The organism is Undibacterium sp. GW821-FHT11H02, assembly GCF_058808015.1.
This window is the reverse complement of sequence record NZ_JBXARG010000018.1, coordinates 90,388-111,069: the sequence shown is the minus strand read 5'-3', so window position 1 is coordinate 111,069 and position 20,682 is coordinate 90,388. Positions and strand designations below refer to the sequence as shown.

Here is a 20,682-nt window from a genome sequence, read left to right as displayed (position 1 = left end):
CAGCGGCGAGATGCGCCTTGCCATCCTGCGTTTTGTCAAGAACGCATTGCCTAAATATTATGTCAACACGCCCTAGTCTGGCCTACATTTCTTAATCCGTTCAGTGATCGCTTTGATTTCTTCCAGGCGCTTTTCATCGTCCATATAAACTGGTTCGCCGTTGGCATCAACGCCCGCTTTTAGAGGCTGGCCATTTAATAATTCGCGTAAGCGTTTTTGATCTTCGTAGCATTTGTTGCTGTCGGCACGTTTCTGGTCGCGTACTAAGCCTTCTTCTTCCTCTTGCCGCTTTTTCCATTCGGCAAATTCTCTGCTTGATTCTGCCGGTGTTTTGGGCGTCCATATCGTTGGGTTTGGACTAGGCGTTGCGGGATTGATGGTCCCCGTGGGATTGCTATTGGGCGAGGCAATCTCTTTGATTTTGCTTGATCCAGCGGGGCAGCTATTGGCAAAGATTTTTTTTCCTTGTGCGTCACGACACTCGAAAACCTGAGCAAGACTTGCGTCGCAAACAGCTAAAGAGCAGATCATGGCAATCAGAGTTTTTGTGGAGCGCAGCGTGAGTGCAGACATGGTATTCCTGACGATAGATGAAAGACGCTAATCATGCGACGAAAAGAGTTACCAGCAAAGATGCATCAGAATCTGCGCTTCCTTGCCATGTGGCATCGGATGAGTGAAAAAATTGCGCTGGCCCTATACTCATTTTTTTAATAGATCCAAGATGTCTGCACGTAGCTCTTGTGGCGTTGTAGTCGGTGGATAGCGTTTAAACACCTGAGCCTCTTTTGTGATCAGGAATTTTGTGAAATTCCACTTGATGCCTTCAGTGCCCAGAATGCCTGTCGCCTGACTTTTTAAGTATTGAAATAGGGGATGCGCATCACTGCCATTGACGTTCACTTTTTCAAATAAAGGAAAGCTGACGCCATAATTTTTTTCACAGAAAGTCGCGATCTCGCTGGCAGTTCCGGGTTCTTGAGCGCCAAATTGATTGCAAGGAAAACCCAGAACTTGAAAGCCCTGAGCTTGAAATTCCTGGTGCAATTGCTGCAATCCTTGGTATTGCGAGGTGTAGCCACATTGGCTTGCGGTATTCACGATTAACAATACTTGACCGGCATATTGTTTTAAATCGACTAGTTGACCTGCAATATCGTTGGCCTGAAAATCTAACACGCTCATAAAATACCGAGATGTTGCGTACCTGCTGATAAATCGCGATTGCTGGCGTCTTTGCCGCGCAACTTGATCGCCAGACGTAATTCATTGACCGAGTCTGCATTGCGTAATGCGTCTTCGTAAGTAATTAAGTCTGCTTCGTGTAAGTCGAAGAGAGCTTTGTCAAAAGTCATCATGCCTAGCTCTTCGGATTTTTTCATGATCTCTTTGATTTCATGTACATCACCTTTGAAAATCAAGTCTGAGATCAAAGGCGTATTGAGCATGATTTCGATCGCGGCGACGCGACCTTTTTGTCCGCGCAATGGTACCAATCGTTGCGAAATGACGGCCTTTAAGTTCAGTGATAAATCCATCAGTAACTGCGCACGACGTTCTTCGGGGAAGAAGTTAATCATACGGTCCAGTGCCTGATTCGCGCTATTTGCATGCAAAGTGGCTAAACATAAATGACCGGTCTCAGCAAAAGCAATCGCCAGATCCATGGTTTCACGTGAGCGTATCTCACCGATTTGGATCACATCAGGTGCCTGACGCAAAGTATTCTTCAATGCGACTTCCCAATCGTCGGTATCAATACCAATTTCGCGCTGGGTGATGATGCAATTGCCATGTGGATGAACATATTCGATAGGATCTTCAATCGTAATAATGTGTCCGTAACTATTGGCATTGCGGTGACCTACCATGGCGGCCAAGGTAGTGGATTTACCAGAGCCAGTCGCACCCACCATAATCACCAGACCGCGTTTGGTCATTGCAACTTCTTTAATTTGGCTAGGTAAACGTAAATCCTCAAAGGTAGGAATGGTGGAAGTAATGGTACGCAATACCATGCCGACTTTGCCCTGCTGCAAAAACGCAGAGACGCGGAAACGCCCCAAGCCCGGTGGGTTAATCGCAAAATTACATTCTTTAGTCGATTCGAATTCAGACGCTTGTCTGTCGTTCATAATGGCACGAGCCAGATCGACTGTATGGGCGGGCGTCAGTACCTGATTCGACACCGGGGTGACTTTGCCGTCGATCTTAAATGCCGGTGGAAATTCTGCCGTGATAAAAAGATCGGAACCATTTTTGCTCAGCATCAGCCTGAGCAAGTCGTTCATAAATTTGGTGGCCTGATCGCGTTCCATGAAATTTCCTTCTTATTCTGTAATGGGGGAGCTGCTGTTTTTTAGCCTGGGAAATTATCTGGAATCTTAGCGGCGGCGCGGGCTGTGCTGGTTGAAATCACGTTGCGACGCACCAGGTCGGATAAGTTTTGATCCAGCGTCTGCATGCCGACATTGCTACCAGTTTGAATTGCAGAATACATCTGTGCAATTTTCGCTTCGCGTATCAAATTGCGGATCGCCGGCGTGCCGACCATGATTTCATGCGCGGCGACCCGGCCTGAACCATCCTTGGTTTTGAGCAGGGTTTGCGAGATAACTGCTTGCAGCGATTCTGATAACATAGAACGCACCATCTCTTTTTCTTCCGCAGGGAAGACGTCAATAATACGATCGATGGTTTTTGCGGCGGATGAGGTATGCAGAGTACCGAACACTAAGTGACCGGTTTCAGCCGCAGTTAAGGCTAAGCGTATGGTTTCCAGATCACGCAATTCACCAACCAGAATAACGTCAGGATCTTCACGCAGTGCGGAGCGCAAGGCGTTGGAGAAGGAATGCGTATGAGGTCCGACTTCACGTTGGTTGATCAGACATTTTTTAGAGTCATGCACAAATTCGATAGGGTCTTCGACCGTCAGGATGTGACCATATTCGGTTTCGTTGACGTGATTCACCATGCCTGCCAATGTGGTGGATTTGCCAGAACCAGTTGGTCCCGTGACCAGTACCAGGCCGCGTGCTTTAAGTGAGAATTCAGCAAAGCACTTCGGCGCGTTCAATTGCTCCAAGCTCAAAATTTTGGAAGGAATGGTACGCATAACGGCAGCTGCACCGCGTTCCTGATTAAAGGCATTGACGCGGAAACGTGCCAGACCCGGAATCGCAAATGAAAAATCGCACTCCAGATTTTCTTCATAATGTTTGCGCTGACCATCGTTCATGATGTCGTAAATCAGGGAATGCACATCTTTGTGTTCTAATGGCGGCAAATTGATACGACGTACGTCGCCATGCACGCGGATCATAGGTGGCAATCCGGAAGATAAATGTAGATCGGATGCGTTATTCTTGACCGAGAATGCGAGAAGTTCTGAGATATCCATTTATAATCCGATACAGAGTAAAAAAATTAACGCGGCAGCTTGTTTTGATGTGCTGCTAAGGTTCCCTGATTATGTCCTCAATCCCTAACAACTTGCAAGTCGTACATGATGCAATTGCACTTGCCGCCCGTCGCTATGACAGGAATCCAACTGAAATTGCTTTATTGGCAGTGTCCAAAACTTTCCCGGCGAGCGAAGTGGTGCAAGCTTTGCAAGCCGGACAAAAAAGTTTTGGTGAAAACTATTTGCAGGAAGCGCTCGATAAGATGGAACTGGTTGAGAAGCTGTGTGGTGAATTAGCTTGTGTCGTCAGACCAGAATGGCATTTTATCGGCCCGATACAGAGCAACAAAACCCGTCCAATTGCCGAACATTTTTCTTGGGTACATTCGGTGGATAGAGAAAAAATCGCCTCTCGTTTGTCCGAGCAAAGACCTGAGGCTTTGGGCGATTTACAGATTTGTCTGCAAGTCAATATCAGCGGTGAAGCGAGTAAGAGTGGCGTGCATCCGGATCAGTTATTGGCATTGGCGCAACAGGTGCATGCATTGCCGCGAATAAAATTACGTGGTTTGATGGCAGTGCCGGAAGCCAGTGAAGATAGACAAGTGCAGCGCGCAGCATTTTTTCGACTTGCGCAATTAGGACAAACATTAATTCAAAATAATATAGCGATCGACACTCTGTCCATGGGTATGAGTGGGGACATGGAAGCGGCGATCGCTGAGGGTAGTACCATGCTGCGCATAGGCAGTGCCATTTTTGGAAAGCGGGATTATGCAGTCTGAATTGAAGATAGGGTTTATTGGTGGTGGCAATATGGCGACCGCTTTAATTGCTGGTTTAGCCAATAAATTAACCGATGCCAAACATATTCATGTGGTCGATTTGAATCTCGACAGTGTGACACGCCTTAGTCAGCAATATGGTGTAAGTAGCTCGATGACGATGGACGAAAAATTGCGCGAGCTGGACGTTCTGATTTTTGCCGTCAAGCCACAACAAATGCGGCAAGTTATCGCCAGCTTTGCCCCATTTTTAGCGACGCAATTATTGTTATCCGTTGCTGCCGGAATTCGTACGGATGATATGTCGCGTTGGTTAGGTGGTTATCAAAAAATTGCCAGAGCGATGCCTAATACGCCCGCGATGATTGCTTCAGGTATGAGTGGCTTGTATGCCATGGAAGCGGTCAGTGCCCAAGAACGTGACTCAGCGCAAGCGATCATGCAAGCTGTGGGTGAAACCATGTGGGTGCAAAATGAAAGTATGATCGATGCGGTAACAGCGATCTCCGGTAGTGGTCCCGCCTATGTATTTTATTTTATTGAAGCAATGCAAGAAGCAGCAATGCAATTAGGTTTCGATGCGGCACAGGCGCGTCAATTGTCCCTAGCGACATTTAACGGCGCAGCACAATTGGCGAAACAGTCAGATGAAGCGGTAGAAGTATTACGCCAACGTGTAACCTCAAAAGGTGGCACCACTTATGCTGCCTTATGCAGCATGGACGAGAGTGCGGTCAAGCCGGCGATACATCGTGCAATACAAGCCGCCGCTCAGCGCGGCAAAGAATTGGGTGATGAGTTTGGACAAAATTAATCAACGCCCGAAGTTGTTTCGCTCCCTATCGATAACGAGGATTGCTAACCTATGAAAACACCGAAGCGCTTGCAGCCCTTGGTTGATGAAGGCATGATAGACGAAGTCCTGCGTCAATTGATGAGTGGCAAAGAAGCGACTGTATTTGTGGTGCGTTGTGGCGATCAGATTCGTTGTGCCAAAATGTATAAAGAAGCAGGGCAGCGTAGTTTTAAACAAGCTGCTGCTTATCAAGAAGGACGCACAGTAAAAAATAGCCGGCAAGCGCGAGCCATGCAAAAAGGTTCTAAATATGGTCGCAAGATGCAAGAAGAGGTTTGGCAAAATGCTGAAGTCGATGCGCTCTACAAATTAGCCGATGCCGGGGTGCGGGTGCCGACCCCGTATGTCTGTTTTGAGGGCGTTTTACTGATGGATCTGGTGAGCACCGCCGATGGCCAAGTCGCACCGCGCCTTAATGATGTCAGTCTCAGTCACGCACAAGCTTTGGTGTACCACGAAGAGTTGATCCAGCAAGTGGTGTTGATGCTGTGTGCCGGTATTATTCACGGCGATTTATCCGAATTTAATATTCTTTTGAATGAACAAGGGCCGGTCATCATCGACTTGCCCCAAGCGATTAATGCCGCAGGGAATATGGGCGCGGCAGCGATGTTATATCGCGACGTTGATAACTTGAGAAATTACTTCAGCCAGTTTGCCCCTGAGTTGGCTAAGACGCAGTATGGTAAAGAAATCTGGAAATTATATGTCGCCGGTTTATTGCGTCCTGATACGGTATTGACCGGCATCGTGGCAGAGGACAAACGTCCAGTTGATGTGGGTGCGGTGATAGAAGAAATTGAATTGGCTCGTATGGAAGCGGAAGAAGAAGCGCAGCGTCGTCTGGCAAATTCCGCGATGTAACTTGATAAACAAATTACATACTTTTTTAGCCTTAGAGCGAATAGAATTGCAAATGCTTCGCATGAATGACATCAGGAATTTTAAAACCTCTTAAAAAATTTTCTATCATGACAAAAAAATTTCACCTGCATAAGGCACGTTTAGAGACTCTGGTTGATGGTGTTTTTGCTATCGCAATGACCATACTCGTGTTGGAAGTCAAGGTGCCTACCATCGCGGATAAGCTTTCCGCACTCGATTTACTGCATGCACTGGCGCATGATGGGGTCGTGATCTTAGCTTACTTTGTGAGCTTTTCGGCTCTAGGCGTGTTTTGGGTTTGGCATCATAAGTTGACTGAGAAAGTGACCGAGATTGATTTGCCTATGCTGATTTGTAGCCTGGCTTTTTTGTCCTTGATTTGTTTCTTTCCCTTCGTCGCTGCATTGTTTGGACGCTATCCCCAAAATCTAACCGCCAACATTGTGTATGTGGTGTTGCTCGGTTTGATACTGGCATCCCAAAGCTTATTCTTTTGGATGGCGATCAGTCGTAAGAAAATTGCCGAGTTCATTACACCTAAAGATGCAATGATTACGCATAGAGTGAATCTACTCAGTTTGGCGATTTATTGTATTTCTCTGAGCGCGACAGGTTTGCGCATCAGTATTTATGCGGCACTCGCTTGCGTATTAGCGGGTGGCTTTTTGTTGTGGCGTTTTAAACAATCTAAAAAACAATCAGCTGCCTAAAACAAAGACCGGCTTACTGTGTTTGGGAAGGCGCATTGTTGGTTGGCTTGTTATTCGTATTTGCCTTCCACTGACGAAGCAGGGGTAGTAAAGGCATTAGTATCGGTGCAAATTTCAAGTACATGCGCCAGCTTGACAGCCCCGTTTTTAATAGCCACATCACTCGTCTCGGTTTGATGATAGTCAGTCCCGCGGCTAGCGTTGCGATTAAGATAGGCGATGCTCGTAAAACGCTTGCGACCCTCAGACCGAGTTCAATAAAGCGCAATTCATGATGCAATTGTGCGCTTTGCCAAATCAGTTCCTGCCTCTGTTGCTGGCAACGGGCGACCAAAGCCAGGCGTCTGGCTTGCAGTTTTTGTTGGCGACTTGTTGGAGTAGCTTCTGAGATCACTTAAAAGCCCTCACTATCTTGATCAGGGCCTTGGGCTCTTGCGGAGGTGGGTGTTGAACTATCGGCTGCTTTATCAACCGGCCTATCGGTAGCGCGACGCAGGGTTTGCAGATCGTTTTGCAATTCGTTCAAACTGGTCGCTAGCAAGCGAGGTTTATTCTTGATCGCGATTTTGAGATAGCGTGCGATCACCAAGGTGGCGATGCTAAACAAGGCAATTAAGCCAAATAAAGCCATTTCGCGGTGGCTATCCCAAAACACAATCAGCACCAATAAAATGACCAGTAAGAGGGTGACGATGCCGCAAAATAGCCCCAGCACAGACAGTACAAAATAACCCGCATAGCGATTAAATTCTTCTTCGATTTCTACAGAAGCTAAGTCTAGTCGCGTATGCAAGGTCTCGATCAGACTGGTGCCCAGTCGAATAATGGAGTCCGTGATGGCCATCGGGCTTATTTATTTCTGGCGATGAGTAAGCCTACCAATAATCCTACGCCGGCTGCGATACCCGCGGTTTTCCATGGATTATCATGTACATAAGCATCAGTGGCGTGTGCCGCGTCTTTGGTTTTTTGCACCACGACTTCTTCAATGCGATGGATTTCTTGCTTAGCGTTTTTCAGCGTCGCTTCCAGCTTGTCTTTAGCACTTTGAAAGCCATCGCCCGCTTGTTGTTCTGAGTTTTTAATCAGTTCTTCGGCATCTTTCAAAACTTGTGTAAGTTCACGCATCAGATTGGCCTTGTGTTGGTCTACAGAATTCATGGTTTTTCCTTTAATTAGCTAACAACGAACATAGAACTTCTGAAAACAGTCTAGAACGAAAATTTGATTTTGTTTTGAGTTAGCGCAAAATTGAGACACTTAAACCAAGAAGTCCTGTTTTAAACTGCGCTCAACGTAGCAGGTAGTCCAGCAAAACGCCAAAGAACAGAGCCGCGCCCAGCCAATTATTGTGGCGGAATGCCGCAAAACATTGCATGCGGTCGCGTTCTTTGATGAGGCTGTAATGGTAGACGGCGATCGCTGCCGCGACCGCGACACCGCTTAGTGCCCACCAGCTTAATCCCAAGCGCCAGCCGCAATATGAATTCAATAGTAAAGCCAGTGCATAACACAGCATCACGGCGGCGACATCCCAGCGCCCAAAGGTAATTGCGGAGGTTTTGATACCGATCTTCAGATCGTCGTCGCGATCTACCATCGCGTATTCAGTATCGTAGGCGATTGCCCAAAATACATTGGCTACTAACATTAACCAGGCTTCGCTCGGAATGCTATTGTTCACTGCCGCAAATGCCATAGGAATACCGAAGCCAAATGCAATGCCGAGGTAGGCCTGAGGAATGGCAAAAAAACGTTTGAAGTAAGGGTAAGAACCTGCCACAAGCAATGCCACAACTGACAATTGTTTAGTCAGGGTATTTAAAGGCAAAATCAGCAAAAACGATACCACGGCCAGCACGGCGGCTACTGCCACGGCTTCCCATGATTTGATCTTACCGCTGGTCAGTGGGCGTTCTGCTGTGCGTTTCACATGTTTGTCGAAATCGCGATCAGCGAAATCATTGATGGCGCAGCCGGCGGAACGCATCAAGATGGTACCCAAGCTAAAAATGAACAAGTAGTGCCAGTCAGGTCGGCCATCGCTGGCGATCCATAATGCGGCGAGGGTCGGCCAGAGCAACAGCAGAATACCTATGGGTTTGTCTAGCCGTATCAGTTTGAAATACAAAGAAAGGCGGGTAGCAAATCCAGTAAAGAAGCGAGTTGACAAGAGTTCCATAGAAGCACAATGCGCTAGCAAACGTAAAGTCGCATTATACGAGGAAACTATCAGCCCTTCTGGTGTCAATAGCCGGCTTATTGCGGTTGAGCTACTTCGTCCAACATCGTGACACCATTCAAATCGCAATCCAATACCGCTTGTCGTATCGCGTCTATGGCGGCGTGACGTGTAAAACTCTTACGCCAGGCAATCACGACACGACGATCTGGTGCGCGATTACTAAAAGGGACATAGCGCAACATACTCTCTTTGTTGTGCGCGTCGGAAACGGATGCCATAGGCAGTACGGTAATGCCTATACCTGAGGCAACCATGTGGCGGATAGTTTCGAGGGAGGAGCCTTCAAAGGTGCGTGCAATCCCATCGCTGCCGGTAGAGAATCGCGCCATTTCTGGACAGACTTCTAAGACTTGATCACGGAAGCAATGACCATTGCCAAGTAGCAGCATGGTTTCTGATTTTAGTTCTTCGGCAGAGACCGATGCGCGTCCCGCCCAAGGATGATCCTTAGGCATGGCAACGACAAAAGGCTCATCATAGAGCGGCTGTACCATCAAACTTTGATCGGGTAAGGGGAGCGCCATGATGGCTGCATCAAGTTCACCTTGGCGCAACAATTCCATCAATTTGACAGTAAAGTTTTCCTGCAAGATCAGCGGCATTTGCGGTACTTTGGCGATCATGGTTTTGACCAGATGCGGCAGTAAATAAGGGCCTATGGTGTAAATGATGCCGAGACGGAAAGGGCCGTTTAAAGGATCTTTATTTTGCTTGGCGATTTCTTTGATCACCGCAGTTTGTTCTAAGACACGTTCTGCCTGAGCCACAATTTGTGCGCCTAGCGGCGTGGTAGATACTTCGGTACCGCCACGTTCAAATATGGTGACGCCCAATTCATCTTCTAATTTTTTTATGGCAACGGACAGCGTAGGTTGCGCGACAAAGCAAGCCTCTGCCGCGTGTCCAAAATGCTTTTCGCGGGCAACAGCAACAATGTATTTTAATTCTGTGAGAGTCATGCTTTCAGTGTGGCACAGACTGCGGCTGAAGTCAGTAGGTGCTTTTGCATTTTTTACAGAAAAAATCAAAAATCCAAAATAATTTTTTAGGCTTAGCTTCGTTAGCTTATTTTGGAAATTATTTAGGACTTACGCAAAACAGACGCTGGCGTTGTTGTGTTCGCCTCGCCGTGCAATTGCACTGCCTTCGGCTCCACGCCTGGCCAGCGCAATTTTGCGTAAGTCCTATTATTAAAATTAGATGTGTATTTTGAATTGCTGCTATGCGCTTGATCTTACATACCTTTAAAGCGCCAGGCATAGGTCTGGCTGACTTTGAGTTGCTCGCTATGGTTTTTCAGTTCAACCAGAATATTGCCCATTTCATCTCGTCGGGCGCGGGCGATGGCATGCGGATTGACCATGATGCTGCGATGGATTTGCCAGAATTGATCCGGTGCCAAGCCTTTTTGCAATTCTTTGATGGAGGTGCGGATATGGCCTTCATCATCGGCGCTGACCACGCGCGTATAGCGCAAATCAGATTCGAAGAAGAGAACTTCTTCAATTGGAAATAGTTTGATGGTATTGCCAGAGCTGGCGCTAATCCAGCGTATTCTTTCTGCTTCTTGTGGCCCAGCTTGTGAACCACGCAGACGTTGATCGAGTGCCGCCATCACTTGGATCAAATCTTTCGGCGTGGCGCCGGCACTGAGTTGTTCCTTGATGCGCGAAACCGTGTGTTGCAATCTTTCCTCGGTAATCGGTTTGAGTAGATAATCAATCGCGCCCAGTTTAAACGCTTCAATCGCATGATTATCGTAAGCCGTGGTAAACACCACACGACATTTGCCATCGCTGGCACGGGCAACATCGAGTCCACTTAATTCTGGCATACGGATATCTAAGAAAGCGATATCGGCTTGATGCTGCGTGATGGCGTCTAAGGCATCGCCACCATCTTCACAAGTGGCGACGATCTCAAGTTCTGGCCAGACTAGCTGCAACATGCGCTGCAGATCTGAGCGCTGTAAATCTTCGTCGTCGGCAATGATGGCGGTTGGCATGATTATGATCCATTGTTAAGTTCCGACGTATGTTCGTCGTAGCGGCTGATGGGCAATAGTATGCGCGCTGCAATGCCGCCTTCTTCACGCATACTTAATTCTAGACTGGCGTCACCTGCATACAAATGTTTTAGACGCTCGCGGATATTACTTAATCCTATACCAGAGCCAGAAATGCTATGACCAAAGCCGACGCCATTGTCTTCCACACTTAAGCATAGTTGCTCGCCACCGGCCTGATCATTCATTAGGATTTTGCTAGCCCTGACGCTAATATGTACCGCGCCCTTTTTCGGTTCTATTCCGTGTTTCACAGCATTCTCTACCAGGCTGATCAGCATCAAGGGCGGCACCGCGCAATCCAATAAGTCGGGTGGACATTCCACGCTAAAGCTCAGGCGTGGAATCCGCATATGAATCACACCCAAATACGCCCGTACAGAATTGAATTGATGGTCGACGCTGCTAAGCATCAAGTTACCATCGCTACGCATTTGCGGAATAGTCGAACGCAAATAATCGACCAGGTGATCAATGATGGCAACACCGCGTGCCGGATCGCTGAGCATAGCGGCCCGTACTCCCGATAAAGTATTGAACAAAAAATGTGGTTCGACCTGACTGGCAAGAACCGATAAGCGCATCTGCGCCTGATTGCGTTCGTTTTTGTATTGATCGAGTTTGTCTTGCATCATGGCTTTCTCGATTTCTCGTCCTTGTTTGAGGTAGGCACGAAAATCTAGCGCGCCTCCCCACCAGCTCAACAAGAGCACCCAGAAAAAAATATTAGCGATATTGGCCTTGTGTTCTTCTTCATCCGTGATAATTAAGCCGACCTTGACTTCATCGCTACTGGTCAGTTGTTGAATCTTTTCTCTGGTTTCTGGGCTGGTTTTCTGAATCTTTTTATCGACAAAGCGATCTGCCGACTCGACAATGAACAACGACAGTAAGAGGCCAAATATCAGCGCGCTGGCGATACCGAGCATTTCTCTTTTTTTTCGCCACTGTCTTTTCTTCACTTGGGTAGCGAGCCAGCGCCCTGCCAACAAATTTAAAGTGATTCCCACAAACAGAACAAAAAACATGAGATAGGGCTTGACCTCGTTGGCTGCCGCCGATTTTTCGTTCCCGACTATGATGGAAATGGCCAACATCATTAAGGCCAGAACACCCAAAGGTGGCGCGAAACTAAGCGCTTTATAGCGAAACCAGGTTTGACTGAAGACGGGATAGTGCTGGGCTTTTACCGACCAGCTTCCTAGCTTGCTAATTAATTTCTCAGGCAAGGGCTGATCAGATGCGACAGGCGTTTTCTCTGGATTCGACATAAAAGTAGTTCGTCAATAGGCGTTGACAAGGTCAATGCCTGTAAAGGCTAAAGCGGAGTTGGGACTATGCCAGTTTGCTTAGCGTTACGGGTGATTTGCGATAGAGCCGATAAAACAGGACATCAGTTTACAGTTTAGCGTCACGAAAGCGTGAGCAGCGTGAATTTTTTTCATGTCAGATTTCTGGCTTTGGTGACAAAAATTCCCTGCTTGATCGCATCTTGCACTTTTGTATTGCAATGTCATGTATCTTTTGTATGATGCGCAATGATTGAATGATTCAGAACTTATGCAAACTTGCGCTGACCAGAGCCCGCCCTTGAATACTTGAATCAAGGCGCGCAGCCAAAGACAGTGCTTTGTACGGCGAAGCGAAGATAAGACCTCAGCGTCTGTTTTGCTTGAGTCCTAAGATAGAAATATTAGATAAAGGAGCTTACCTCATGTTGTCGATTAAAAATTTGAATAAAACCTATGCCAATGGCGTGCACGCAACCAACAACGTCAGCCTGGAGATACCGAACGGCTTGTTTGGCTTACTTGGCCCGAATGGCGCAGGCAAGTCTTCCTTGATGCGCACGATTGCGACCCTGCAAGAACCAGATAGTGGTTCGATTCATTTTAATGGCTTGGATGTGTTAAATAATAAGGAAGCGCTGCGCCGCCAATTAGGTTATTTGCCGCAAGACTTTGGCGTTTATCCCAAAGTGTCGGCTGAAGATTTACTGAACCATTTTGCCGTATTAAAAGGCATCACCAATAAAGCAGATCGCAAACAAGCGGTGGAAGGACTATTGCGTCAGACGAATCTCTGGGAAGCTCGCAAACGCGCATTAGGTACTTATTCTGGTGGTATGCGCCAACGATTTGGTATCGCACAAGCTCTGTTGGGCTCGCCGAAATTGGTGATCGTTGATGAGCCAACCGCGGGCCTTGATCCCGATGAGCGTAATCGTTTCTTGAATCTATTGTCTGAAATTGGTGAACAAGTGGTGGTGATACTGTCGACTCACATCGTTGAAGATGTGACCGATTTGTGCCCACGTATGGCGATGATTGCAAAAGGCCAGGTCCTGGTGCAAGGCGAGCCACAAGCGGCAATTGATATGCTGCAAAACAAAGTCTGGCGATGCAGCGTCAGTAAAGAGGCGCTACCAAGTTATCAAGAAAAATTTACGGTACTGACAACCCGCTTGGTTGCAGGTAAGCCACAAATCAATGTGTACTCAGAAACTCAACCTGACGATGGTTTCCGTCAAGTCGAAGCCAATTTAGAAGACGTGTACTTCCTGCAATTGCGCAAATCACAAAATAGCGCTCCTGCGCTGTCAGTTTAAGGAGTTCGCCATGTGGTTAGAATTCTTTAAATTTGATTTGCGTTTTCAACTCAAACAGCCTTTGTTGTGGGTGATTGCTTTGATTTTTGGTGCACTCGCTTTTGGCGCGGCCAGTAGTGATGCGATTACAGTCGGTGGTGCAGTGGGCAATGTGAATCGCAATGCACCGACTGTGATCGCGCAGTTCCTCGGTGTGTTCAGCGTCTTGTCTATGTTTGTGGTCACCATTTTTATCGCCGGTGCGGTTTTGCGTGATGCGGAAATTGGCATCTCGGATATGTTGTTCGCCACACCTATGCGCAAACATGACTATCTGATCGGCCGTTTTTTGGCGGGCTTGGTCGCTTGTTTGGTGATTTTTCTGTTCGTGGTTTTAGGCCTGTTAGTCGGGCCCTATATGCCTTGGGTCGATACCACTAGGGTTGGTGCTTTGTCGTTTCAGCCTTTTGTTTGGGGACTGCTTGTTTTCGTTATTCCTAATCTCTTGTTTATTGGCGCTTTATTGATGCTGTTGGCGGCGACTACCCGTTCCATGATGATGGTGTATGTTGGTGTAATTGGCTTCTTTGTGTTGTGGGTGGTCGCTGGCTCCTTCACCCGCGACATCAATAACGAGTGGATTGCGGTACTTCTTGATCCCTTTGGTTTGCGTGCCTTTGGCCGTATGACACGGTATTTTTCCACCGCGGAGTCGAATGCCATTTTGCCAGCACTGAATAGCTATCTGATGGTGAATCGCCTGCTATGGTCGCTTATTGGTTTAGCCTTATTTGCACTGACCTTAGGACTGTTCAAACCGCAACGCGCCGGTACCGGACGTCCTTGGTTTGGTAAAGCCAAAGTTGAGAATGCGAGCCCTGCAGCGACACCGCAATTGGCCAAAGTGAGTCTGCCAAATGTGACCCAACATAGTGGGACTGCAACCGCATGGAGTCAATTTTGGGATATCTTAAAGTTTGATACCAAAGCGGTATTCAAGAGTGTGCCTTTTCTCGTCATGCTGCTGTTTGGTTTGGTGAATTTTATTGGCAGTGCTAGTCAATCTGGGGTGATGTTTGGCACGACGGTGTATCCGGTCACGACGAATATGTTGTCGATACTGGCGGGTAGTTTTAATTTTATGCTGATTATCATCGTTACTTTTTATGCCGGTGAACTGATTTTTAAAGAACGCCAGGTCAAAATAGCTGATGTAGTCGATGCTATGCCGGTACCGAATTGGGTGCCTTTGCTGGCCAAATCTGCCGCCTTGACCGCCGTGATTTTGAGCTTCCTGAGTGCAGGTGCCATCACTGGCATACTCATGCAATTGATTAAGGGTGGTGCTCCTATAGAATTGTCTTTGTATGTGAAGGGCGTTTTGCTCGGGGCCAGTGGTTTTGTTTTATTGGGCTTACTTGCTTTAGTTTTACAAGTATTGACGAATAATAAATTCATTGGTTATCTGATGATGATACTGGTGCTGATTTCACAAATCGTTTTTGGTACTTTGGATCTCGATCATAATCTCTACAACTTCGCGGGCAGTTCGGCGACACCTTATTCTGATATGAATGGCTATGGCCATTTCCTCTACGGATGGTCTTGGTTCACGCTGTATTGGAGCTTATTCACCCTTGCTTTGCTGATACTAGCTCAGGCATTTTGGGTGCGTGGTTTGTCGCAGGAGTGGCATGTTCGCGCCCGCTTGGCGATGGCGAAACTTAATAGCAAAGCAGGCTTGGCATTGGCACTCAGTTTGACCGCCTTTGTTTGCACGGGTGCTTGGATTTTCTACAACACCAATGTATTAAATCAGTATCAAACTAAGACTGCCTCTTTGGATGAAAATGCTGAGTATGAGAAAAAATACAAGCAATACAAGGGGCTGCCACATCCGCGCCTGACCGAGGTTAAAGCGAATGTTGACATCTATCCGGAACAACGCAAGCTCGTTATCAATGGGCACTATGTTTTGCAAAATAAATCTGCCTTGCCGCAAGATACTTTGCGCATTCAGCTCAATACACGGGTAAAGACCGAATGGAAAAACTTACCTCCACATGAGCTCGTATTGGATGATAAAAAACTCGGTTTTAGCATAGTTAAACTTAAACAAGCACTCGCCGCCGGTGATAGCCTGGCTTTGGATTTTGTCACCACAGTTGAGAATCCTGGCTTTACCAATAGTGGTGCAGCTAATACCGTGAACCTGAACGGGACTTTCTTTAATAATCGTGAATTTTTCCCGCAGTTTGGTTATGCCTCCGATGCAGAAATGCGTGATCGTAATGAACGCAGAAAACGTGGTTTGGGCGAACCTCAACGTATGGCAAAATTAGAAGATGAGTCGGCGCGCGCTTATCACGCTTTGGGTAGCGAAGCAGATTGGATTAATTTCGATACCACGATTTCAACTAGTGCCGATCAAATCGCGATGGCACCAGGCTATTTGCAGAAATCTTGGGAAGAGGGTGGTCGTCGCTATTTTCATTACAAAATGGATAGACCTATGATGCCATTCTTCGCCTTTCTATCGGCTCGTTGGGAAGTGAAGAAAGGGGATTGGAAAGGATTACCGATTGAGATCTATTATGACAAAAAGCATGCTTACAATATTGATCGCATGATAGAAGGTACTAAGAAGTCACTGGATTACTTCACAAGTAATTTCACGCCCTATCAGCATCAACAAGTGCGGATTTTAGAGTTCCCTAACTATGCACGTTTTGCCCAGTCTTTCGCTAACACGATACCGTATTCAGAAGCGATTGGTTTCATCGCCGACCTGCGCGACAAAGACGACATTGATTACGTGTTCTATGTGACAGCGCATGAGATGGCGCATCAATGGTGGGGACATCAGGTGATCGGCGCGAATATGCAAGGTTCGACTGTGTTGATGGAATCTCTCGCGCAATATTTCGCTCTGATGGTAATGGAAAAAGAGTATGGTCGCGAAAAGATGCGTCAATTCTTGAAGTATGAATTGGATGGCTATTTACGCGGTCGTGGCGGTGAGTTGATTGAAGAATTGCCATTAGCACGGGTCGAAGCTCAGCAATATATACACTATCAAAAAGGCAGTTTGATTTTCTATCGTTTGCGCGATGAGATAGGCGAAGAAAATTTAAATCGTGCTCTAAAACGCTTCTTGCAAGATAAGGCTTATCAACAGGCACCGTACACCACGACCAAAGAGTTGTTGACCTACATCCGCGAAGAAGCGCCACAAGACAAGCACGCTTTGATTACGGACATGTTTGAAAAGATCGTGTTCTACGACAATCGTGTGACCGAAGCGAAAGCGGTGAAGCGTGCGGACGGGCAGTGGGATGTGACGATGAAATTGCATTTGGCTAAAATCGAAGTCGATGGCAAAGGTAAAGAAACGCCGCGTACTTATGATGAAGCCGTGGAGATCGCGATTTTTTCTCGCGCGGCGGGTGCTAAAGAAAAAGACGAGAAAGTGCTTTTCCTAGAAAAACGTGTGTTGCAGGGTAATGCCCCTAGTGTCACGATCACGGTGAAAGATAAACCATTTGAAGTCGGGGTCGATCCTTACAATAAAATGATAGATCGTGTATCGAAGGATAATCGTAAGGAGGTGAGTGTGGAGTAAGTCATTGCTGCTAAGACTGAGCTAGTCTAGCTACGATAAGCCATAAAAGCCTTTACATCTTTGGGTGTAGAGGCTTTTTTATCGTTAATTTGTCTTGTTGTTGCCGCTTGTGCAGTAATGCTGATCAGGAAGAATTAAGCAGTAAAACTAAGCCGAAAACAGCTACCACCACCTTCCCGTGGCAAGCAAACAATACTTGCGGCATGACGTTCTGCGATTTGTTTCACCAAGCTTAATCCTAAGCCGACACCGCCATTGGTCTCGCTGCTGCCGGCCAGGCGATAAAAGGGTTCGAATACATGTTCACGTTGATCCGCAGGGATACCAGCGCCACGATCACAGACCTCGACCGTGAGGCGCTCTTCCTGCATCTTTAGAAAAACCTCGATGGCATTCCCCTTACCATAGCGTTCGGCATTCTCTAATAGATTTCTGAAAAGTCGACGCAGGTATTTGCCTTCTGCTTTCAGTTCGGCCGCGACTTGCATTTGTTCAGGTGTTAAGCTGATGTGCAGTTCGGCATTCATGCGCGCGCATTCTTCTGCCAGTAGGCCGCTGAGGTCTATGGTTTCCCATTCTGGTTGAGTTTCTTTGCTGGCTTCTAAACGACTGCTCAGTAATATTTCATCGACGAGTTGATCGAGTTCATGAATGTTTTGCTTGAGTTCTTGGCGTAAATTGTCGGGCGCATTTTCCGTCACTAATTCGACTGCCATACTGATGCGTGCTAGCGGTGAACGCAATTCGTGCGAGGCATTGGCAAGCAGCGATTTTTGCGCATTCATTAAAGCCTCGATGCGGGCACTAGCTTGATTAAAGCTGACCGCTAAGCGTGCGACTTCATCCTTGCCTTCCACTGCGACCCGGGTGCCTAACTTGCCCTCGCCCAAAGCTTCGACACTGGTTTGCAGGTGTTCCAGTCGTTTGGTTAAACGTCGCACTAAGGGATAAGAGCCAAGTGCAATGCCAATTACCACTAAGATGGCACCGATGACTTGCATACCTGAAGGAACAAAGATGCGATGACTCATATCAACAATGATCCATCGTTGATCTTTAAGTTGGATTGCTACTTCATTAGGTAGGCTGGTGTACCAGCCTGTGCGTATGTTTGATGGCAAATGGGTCAAAGGCTGTTGCTTGGTTGAACTGCTCAGCCTTCCATCAAGTTTGAAGACAGTGATATCCATGTCTAGCCAAAATCCCCAATGTTTGATCGCTTCAACTTCAGCCGCTTTACCGCTGCTTTCTGGTGGTATCACACTAGAAGCGATATAGGAAAAATTTTCCATATTGCGCTTGAAATTAGTCGTGTTGTTCATCGCCACTTGTATCAGTACGTACAATATGATGGTCGTTACAACGAGGCTAGCCAGGACTGCCAGATACACACGCAAATAGAATTTGAGTGACCAAGCGTTACGCCATTTTCGCAGCCGCGAGCTGAGGAAGTTAGACATCTTGTGCCTTAGAAAAAACGTACCCAGCACCGCGTACGGTAATGATGCGCTTTGGTTGTTTAGGATCGATTTCTATGGCAGCGCGCAGTTTTCCTATATGCACATCGATAGAACGATCGAAGGCATGTAAGGTTTCACCCTTGACGGCATCGAGTAAAAAATCGCGGGATAAGACACGCCCTGCATGTTGTGCCATGACTACCAAAAGATCAAACTGATAGCCAGTTATCGAGCATTCTTCCCCGTTGACTTTTAGTGTGCGGGCATCGAGGTCGATGTTAATATTGCCAAAATTTATTGGCGCGGTCGATGAAGTAGATGCAGATGTACTTTGTTGCGGCAATTGTTTGGAGATGATTTCCTGGCGGCGTAATGTGGAACGCAGCCGCGCTAATAATTCACGTGGTTCGAATGGCTTGGCGAGATAATCATCGGCACCGATTTCCAATCCCACCACTCTATCCATAGGATCACCTTTGGCAGTCAGCATAATGATAGGAATGATGGCATTGAAATCATTTTGTGCGCGTATCTGTTTGCAGATATCGAGGCCAAAGGCATCGGGCAACATCAGGTCGAGAAGTAAAACCGAAAAACGGTCTTGCTCAGCCTGTTGCTGGAGAAGTGCTATTCCCTCGTGCGCAGTTCCAGCATGTACTACCTGATAGCCGTTTTGTTGAAGATAGGTACTGACCATAGTGGCTAGCCGTTGGTCGTCTTCTATCATTAAAATGCGTGGCAACATAGGTTCTTTAAAAAACTTGTTTTGAGTTCGCTCTGGCATAGCTTAACCGAGCATGGGGCTTACGCCAAGCATAGACAATCTGGTTTAGCTCACAAAGCCCCTCGCTAAGTTAAACTTTAAGCATATACGTCAATACCTAAATATAGGCAATTTGCAAGTTTTCCGGCAGCGTGAAGGAGCAAAGAGAAACAATGAAACAGTAATTTCTGTCATTCCTGCGAAGGCAGGAATCCAGCGACGTTTTTTGAGCAAGGAAAGACGCTAGACTCCTGCCTTCGCAGGAGTGACGTTGAATTGATTTTTCTATTTACTGGTCTTGTGTTGACATCTATGACCTACGGAGGAAGGGATGACAATCGCAGACATGGTCTTTAAATGAGTTTGACCAACACTAACTCTGCACTTGCAAAGTCTTAATCACCTTAGTATCGGCGCGTTCCCCAGCACCACTGCTCTTATTTTTACTTTCGCGGCGCGTAATTAGTAAGCGATCCCCAAGGATCTGATAGACATTATGTTCTTCGCTTGTTTGTTGAAAGCTCACCACGATGAAGGCGCGACCGCTGCCTTGTTCTACCAATCGACTTGCCAGAGGTGTGCCATCGGAATTGATCCAAATCTCTAAACGGCTCTCGAAGTTTTTGATATATTTTTTTGCGCTCACAGGCAAACGCTCCATGCCAAATTCAAAAGTTAACAAGCGAGCAGGTTTTCCGTTGTAAGACTCGTTTTTTTCACCCTTAAAACTAGCTTCCTCAATTTGCCTTTGCAAAACATTGACCGCCGATAGCATCATTTGTGATTCTTCCGGACTGACGTCAAAGCTGGCTTGCCTGGTTGGTGACTTGCTGTCCTTGTCTTTGATGCGTGCCCGCGCTTCCAGTTCTAACTTATTTAACACTTCCTTGGGAAAGGAAATCTGCATGCCACGCGAGCCATCTTCGAGATTGACGTTAATTTGTCCATTTGTTTCGATCGCCTCTTTGTCCTCACCTTGTTTGCGTGAGCTCTTGACTTCCATGATGGCTTTCACATTGCTTTGTGCTTGCAAACGATTCAGCGCGCTTTTGAGATCGGTGATGCCGTCGGCATGTGCAAAGCCCGATAAGCAGAGCAAAATCATTGTGCCGATTGTGCCGATTGTGCTTGAGGCTGTGTGATTTTTGAAAAAATTCTTCATGATTTAAATTTCCTTTGTTCTGATGTTGACGATTTCGATGACTGTTCTCTCTTAAGATATAAAATTAAAACCACTCAATGCCGAGACGCTGAGATGCCGCGACGCTGAGAAAAACGAAGAAAGAGGAAAGACAAAG

20 protein-coding genes are annotated in these 20,682 nt (G+C 46.9%); 6 read left to right on the top strand and 14 right to left on the bottom strand.

Annotated elements, in window-relative coordinates:
* Positions 1-72 precede the first annotated feature (72 nt).
* The 4 genes from AC1RR2_RS16800 to AC1RR2_RS16785 all read right to left on the bottom strand — a co-directional run bounded on the left by AC1RR2_RS16800 (position 73) and on the right by AC1RR2_RS16785 (position 3,403).
* Positions 73-573: a DUF4124 domain-containing protein gene (locus tag AC1RR2_RS16800; protein WP_493223424.1), complete on the bottom strand. Its 501-nt coding sequence runs from the start codon at positions 571-573 to the stop codon at positions 73-75.
* 129 nt (positions 574-702) lie between these two features.
* Positions 703-1,185: a glutathione peroxidase gene (locus AC1RR2_RS16795; protein ID WP_493223423.1), complete on the bottom strand. Its 483-nt coding sequence runs from the start codon at positions 1,183-1,185 to the stop codon at positions 703-705.
* On the bottom strand, positions 1,182-2,318 hold the full coding sequence (locus AC1RR2_RS16790; RefSeq protein ID WP_493223422.1) for a PilT/PilU family type 4a pilus ATPase: 1,137 nt from the start codon (positions 2,316-2,318) through the stop codon (positions 1,182-1,184). Before AC1RR2_RS16790 ends, AC1RR2_RS16795 begins: the two co-directional genes overlap by 4 nt.
* Positions 2,319-2,359: 41 nt before the next feature.
* Positions 2,360-3,403 carry a type IV pilus twitching motility protein PilT gene (locus AC1RR2_RS16785; protein ID WP_422995641.1) on the bottom strand — a complete coding sequence of 348 codons (1,044 nt, stop codon included), beginning with the start codon at positions 3,401-3,403 and terminating at the stop codon, positions 2,360-2,362.
* 71 nt (positions 3,404-3,474) lie between these two features.
* Here AC1RR2_RS16785 and AC1RR2_RS16780 point away from each other — a divergent pair, with 71 nt between their 5' ends.
* The 4 genes from AC1RR2_RS16780 to AC1RR2_RS16765 all read left to right on the top strand — a co-directional run bounded on the left by AC1RR2_RS16780 (position 3,475) and on the right by AC1RR2_RS16765 (position 6,642).
* Positions 3,475-4,191 (top strand): YggS family pyridoxal phosphate-dependent enzyme, encoded by a 717-nt coding sequence (locus tag AC1RR2_RS16780; protein WP_493223421.1) that lies wholly within the window; start codon positions 3,475-3,477, stop codon positions 4,189-4,191.
* On the top strand, positions 4,181-5,005 hold the full coding sequence (gene proC, locus AC1RR2_RS16775; protein ID WP_493223420.1) for a pyrroline-5-carboxylate reductase: 825 nt from the start codon (positions 4,181-4,183) through the stop codon (positions 5,003-5,005). The genes AC1RR2_RS16780 and proC overlap by 11 nt, the downstream gene beginning before the upstream one ends.
* A 51-nt stretch (positions 5,006-5,056) precedes the next feature.
* A complete protein-coding gene (locus tag AC1RR2_RS16770; protein ID WP_493223419.1) occupies positions 5,057-5,911 on the top strand; it encodes a PA4780 family RIO1-like protein kinase in 855 nt (284 codons plus the stop codon).
* A 107-nt stretch (positions 5,912-6,018) separates the two neighbouring features.
* Entirely contained in the window at positions 6,019-6,642 is a 624-nt protein-coding gene (locus AC1RR2_RS16765; RefSeq protein ID WP_493223418.1) for a TMEM175 family protein, read from the top strand.
* A 13-nt stretch (positions 6,643-6,655) separates the two neighbouring features.
* Here AC1RR2_RS16765 and AC1RR2_RS16760 read toward each other — a convergent pair whose 3' ends face one another.
* From AC1RR2_RS16760 to AC1RR2_RS16730, 7 genes are all read right to left on the bottom strand, one after another.
* On the bottom strand, positions 6,656-7,036 hold the full coding sequence (locus tag AC1RR2_RS16760; protein WP_493223417.1) for a YqjK family protein: 381 nt from the start codon (positions 7,034-7,036) through the stop codon (positions 6,656-6,658).
* The gene (locus AC1RR2_RS16755; RefSeq protein WP_493223416.1) at positions 7,037-7,486 is read right to left on the bottom strand and encodes a phage holin family protein; all 450 of its coding nucleotides are present in this window, start codon (positions 7,484-7,486) and stop codon (positions 7,037-7,039) included.
* A 5-nt stretch (positions 7,487-7,491) separates the two neighbouring features.
* Complete coding sequence (locus AC1RR2_RS16750; protein ID WP_493223415.1) at positions 7,492-7,803, bottom strand: ElaB/YgaM/YqjD family protein; 312 nt, start codon at positions 7,801-7,803, stop codon at positions 7,492-7,494.
* A 130-nt stretch (positions 7,804-7,933) separates the two neighbouring features.
* Entirely contained in the window at positions 7,934-8,824 is an 891-nt protein-coding gene (gene ubiA, locus AC1RR2_RS16745) for a 4-hydroxybenzoate octaprenyltransferase (protein WP_493223414.1), read from the bottom strand.
* Between the two features lie 77 nt (positions 8,825-8,901).
* On the bottom strand, positions 8,902-9,846 hold the full coding sequence (locus tag AC1RR2_RS16740; RefSeq protein ID WP_493223413.1) for a hydrogen peroxide-inducible genes activator: 945 nt from the start codon (positions 9,844-9,846) through the stop codon (positions 8,902-8,904).
* A gap of 275 nt (positions 9,847-10,121) precedes the next feature.
* Positions 10,122-10,892, bottom strand: coding sequence for a LytR/AlgR family response regulator transcription factor (locus AC1RR2_RS16735; protein WP_493223412.1), 771 nt, complete (start codon positions 10,890-10,892; stop codon positions 10,122-10,124).
* A 2-nt stretch (positions 10,893-10,894) separates the two neighbouring features.
* Entirely contained in the window at positions 10,895-12,223 is a 1,329-nt protein-coding gene (locus AC1RR2_RS16730; protein WP_493223411.1) for a sensor histidine kinase, read from the bottom strand.
* A gap of 443 nt (positions 12,224-12,666) precedes the next feature.
* On the opposite strand from AC1RR2_RS16730, the gene AC1RR2_RS16725 reads away from it, so the two are divergent.
* Together AC1RR2_RS16725 and AC1RR2_RS16720 are read left to right on the top strand one after the other, a co-directional pair.
* A complete protein-coding gene (locus AC1RR2_RS16725; RefSeq protein ID WP_493223410.1) occupies positions 12,667-13,560 on the top strand; it encodes an ABC transporter ATP-binding protein in 894 nt (297 codons plus the stop codon).
* Positions 13,561-13,570: 10 nt separating this feature from the next.
* A complete protein-coding gene (locus tag AC1RR2_RS16720) occupies positions 13,571-17,161 on the top strand; it encodes an ABC transporter permease/M1 family aminopeptidase (protein WP_493223409.1) in 3,591 nt (1,196 codons plus the stop codon).
* A gap of 134 nt (positions 17,162-17,295) precedes the next feature.
* On the opposite strand, the gene AC1RR2_RS16715 is transcribed toward AC1RR2_RS16720, so the two are convergent.
* The 3 genes from AC1RR2_RS16715 to AC1RR2_RS16705 all read right to left on the bottom strand — a co-directional run bounded on the left by AC1RR2_RS16715 (position 17,296) and on the right by AC1RR2_RS16705 (position 20,546).
* Positions 17,296-18,621 carry a sensor histidine kinase gene (locus AC1RR2_RS16715; RefSeq protein WP_493223408.1) on the bottom strand — a complete coding sequence of 442 codons (1,326 nt, stop codon included), beginning with the start codon at positions 18,619-18,621 and terminating at the stop codon, positions 17,296-17,298.
* The gene (locus AC1RR2_RS16710) at positions 18,614-19,366 is read right to left on the bottom strand and encodes a response regulator (protein ID WP_493223407.1); all 753 of its coding nucleotides are present in this window, start codon (positions 19,364-19,366) and stop codon (positions 18,614-18,616) included. Before AC1RR2_RS16710 ends, AC1RR2_RS16715 begins: the two co-directional genes overlap by 8 nt.
* Positions 19,367-19,757: 391 nt before the next feature.
* Positions 19,758-20,546: a hypothetical protein gene (locus AC1RR2_RS16705; protein ID WP_493223406.1), complete on the bottom strand. Its 789-nt coding sequence runs from the start codon at positions 20,544-20,546 to the stop codon at positions 19,758-19,760.
* Between the last annotated feature and the right edge of the window lie 136 nt (positions 20,547-20,682).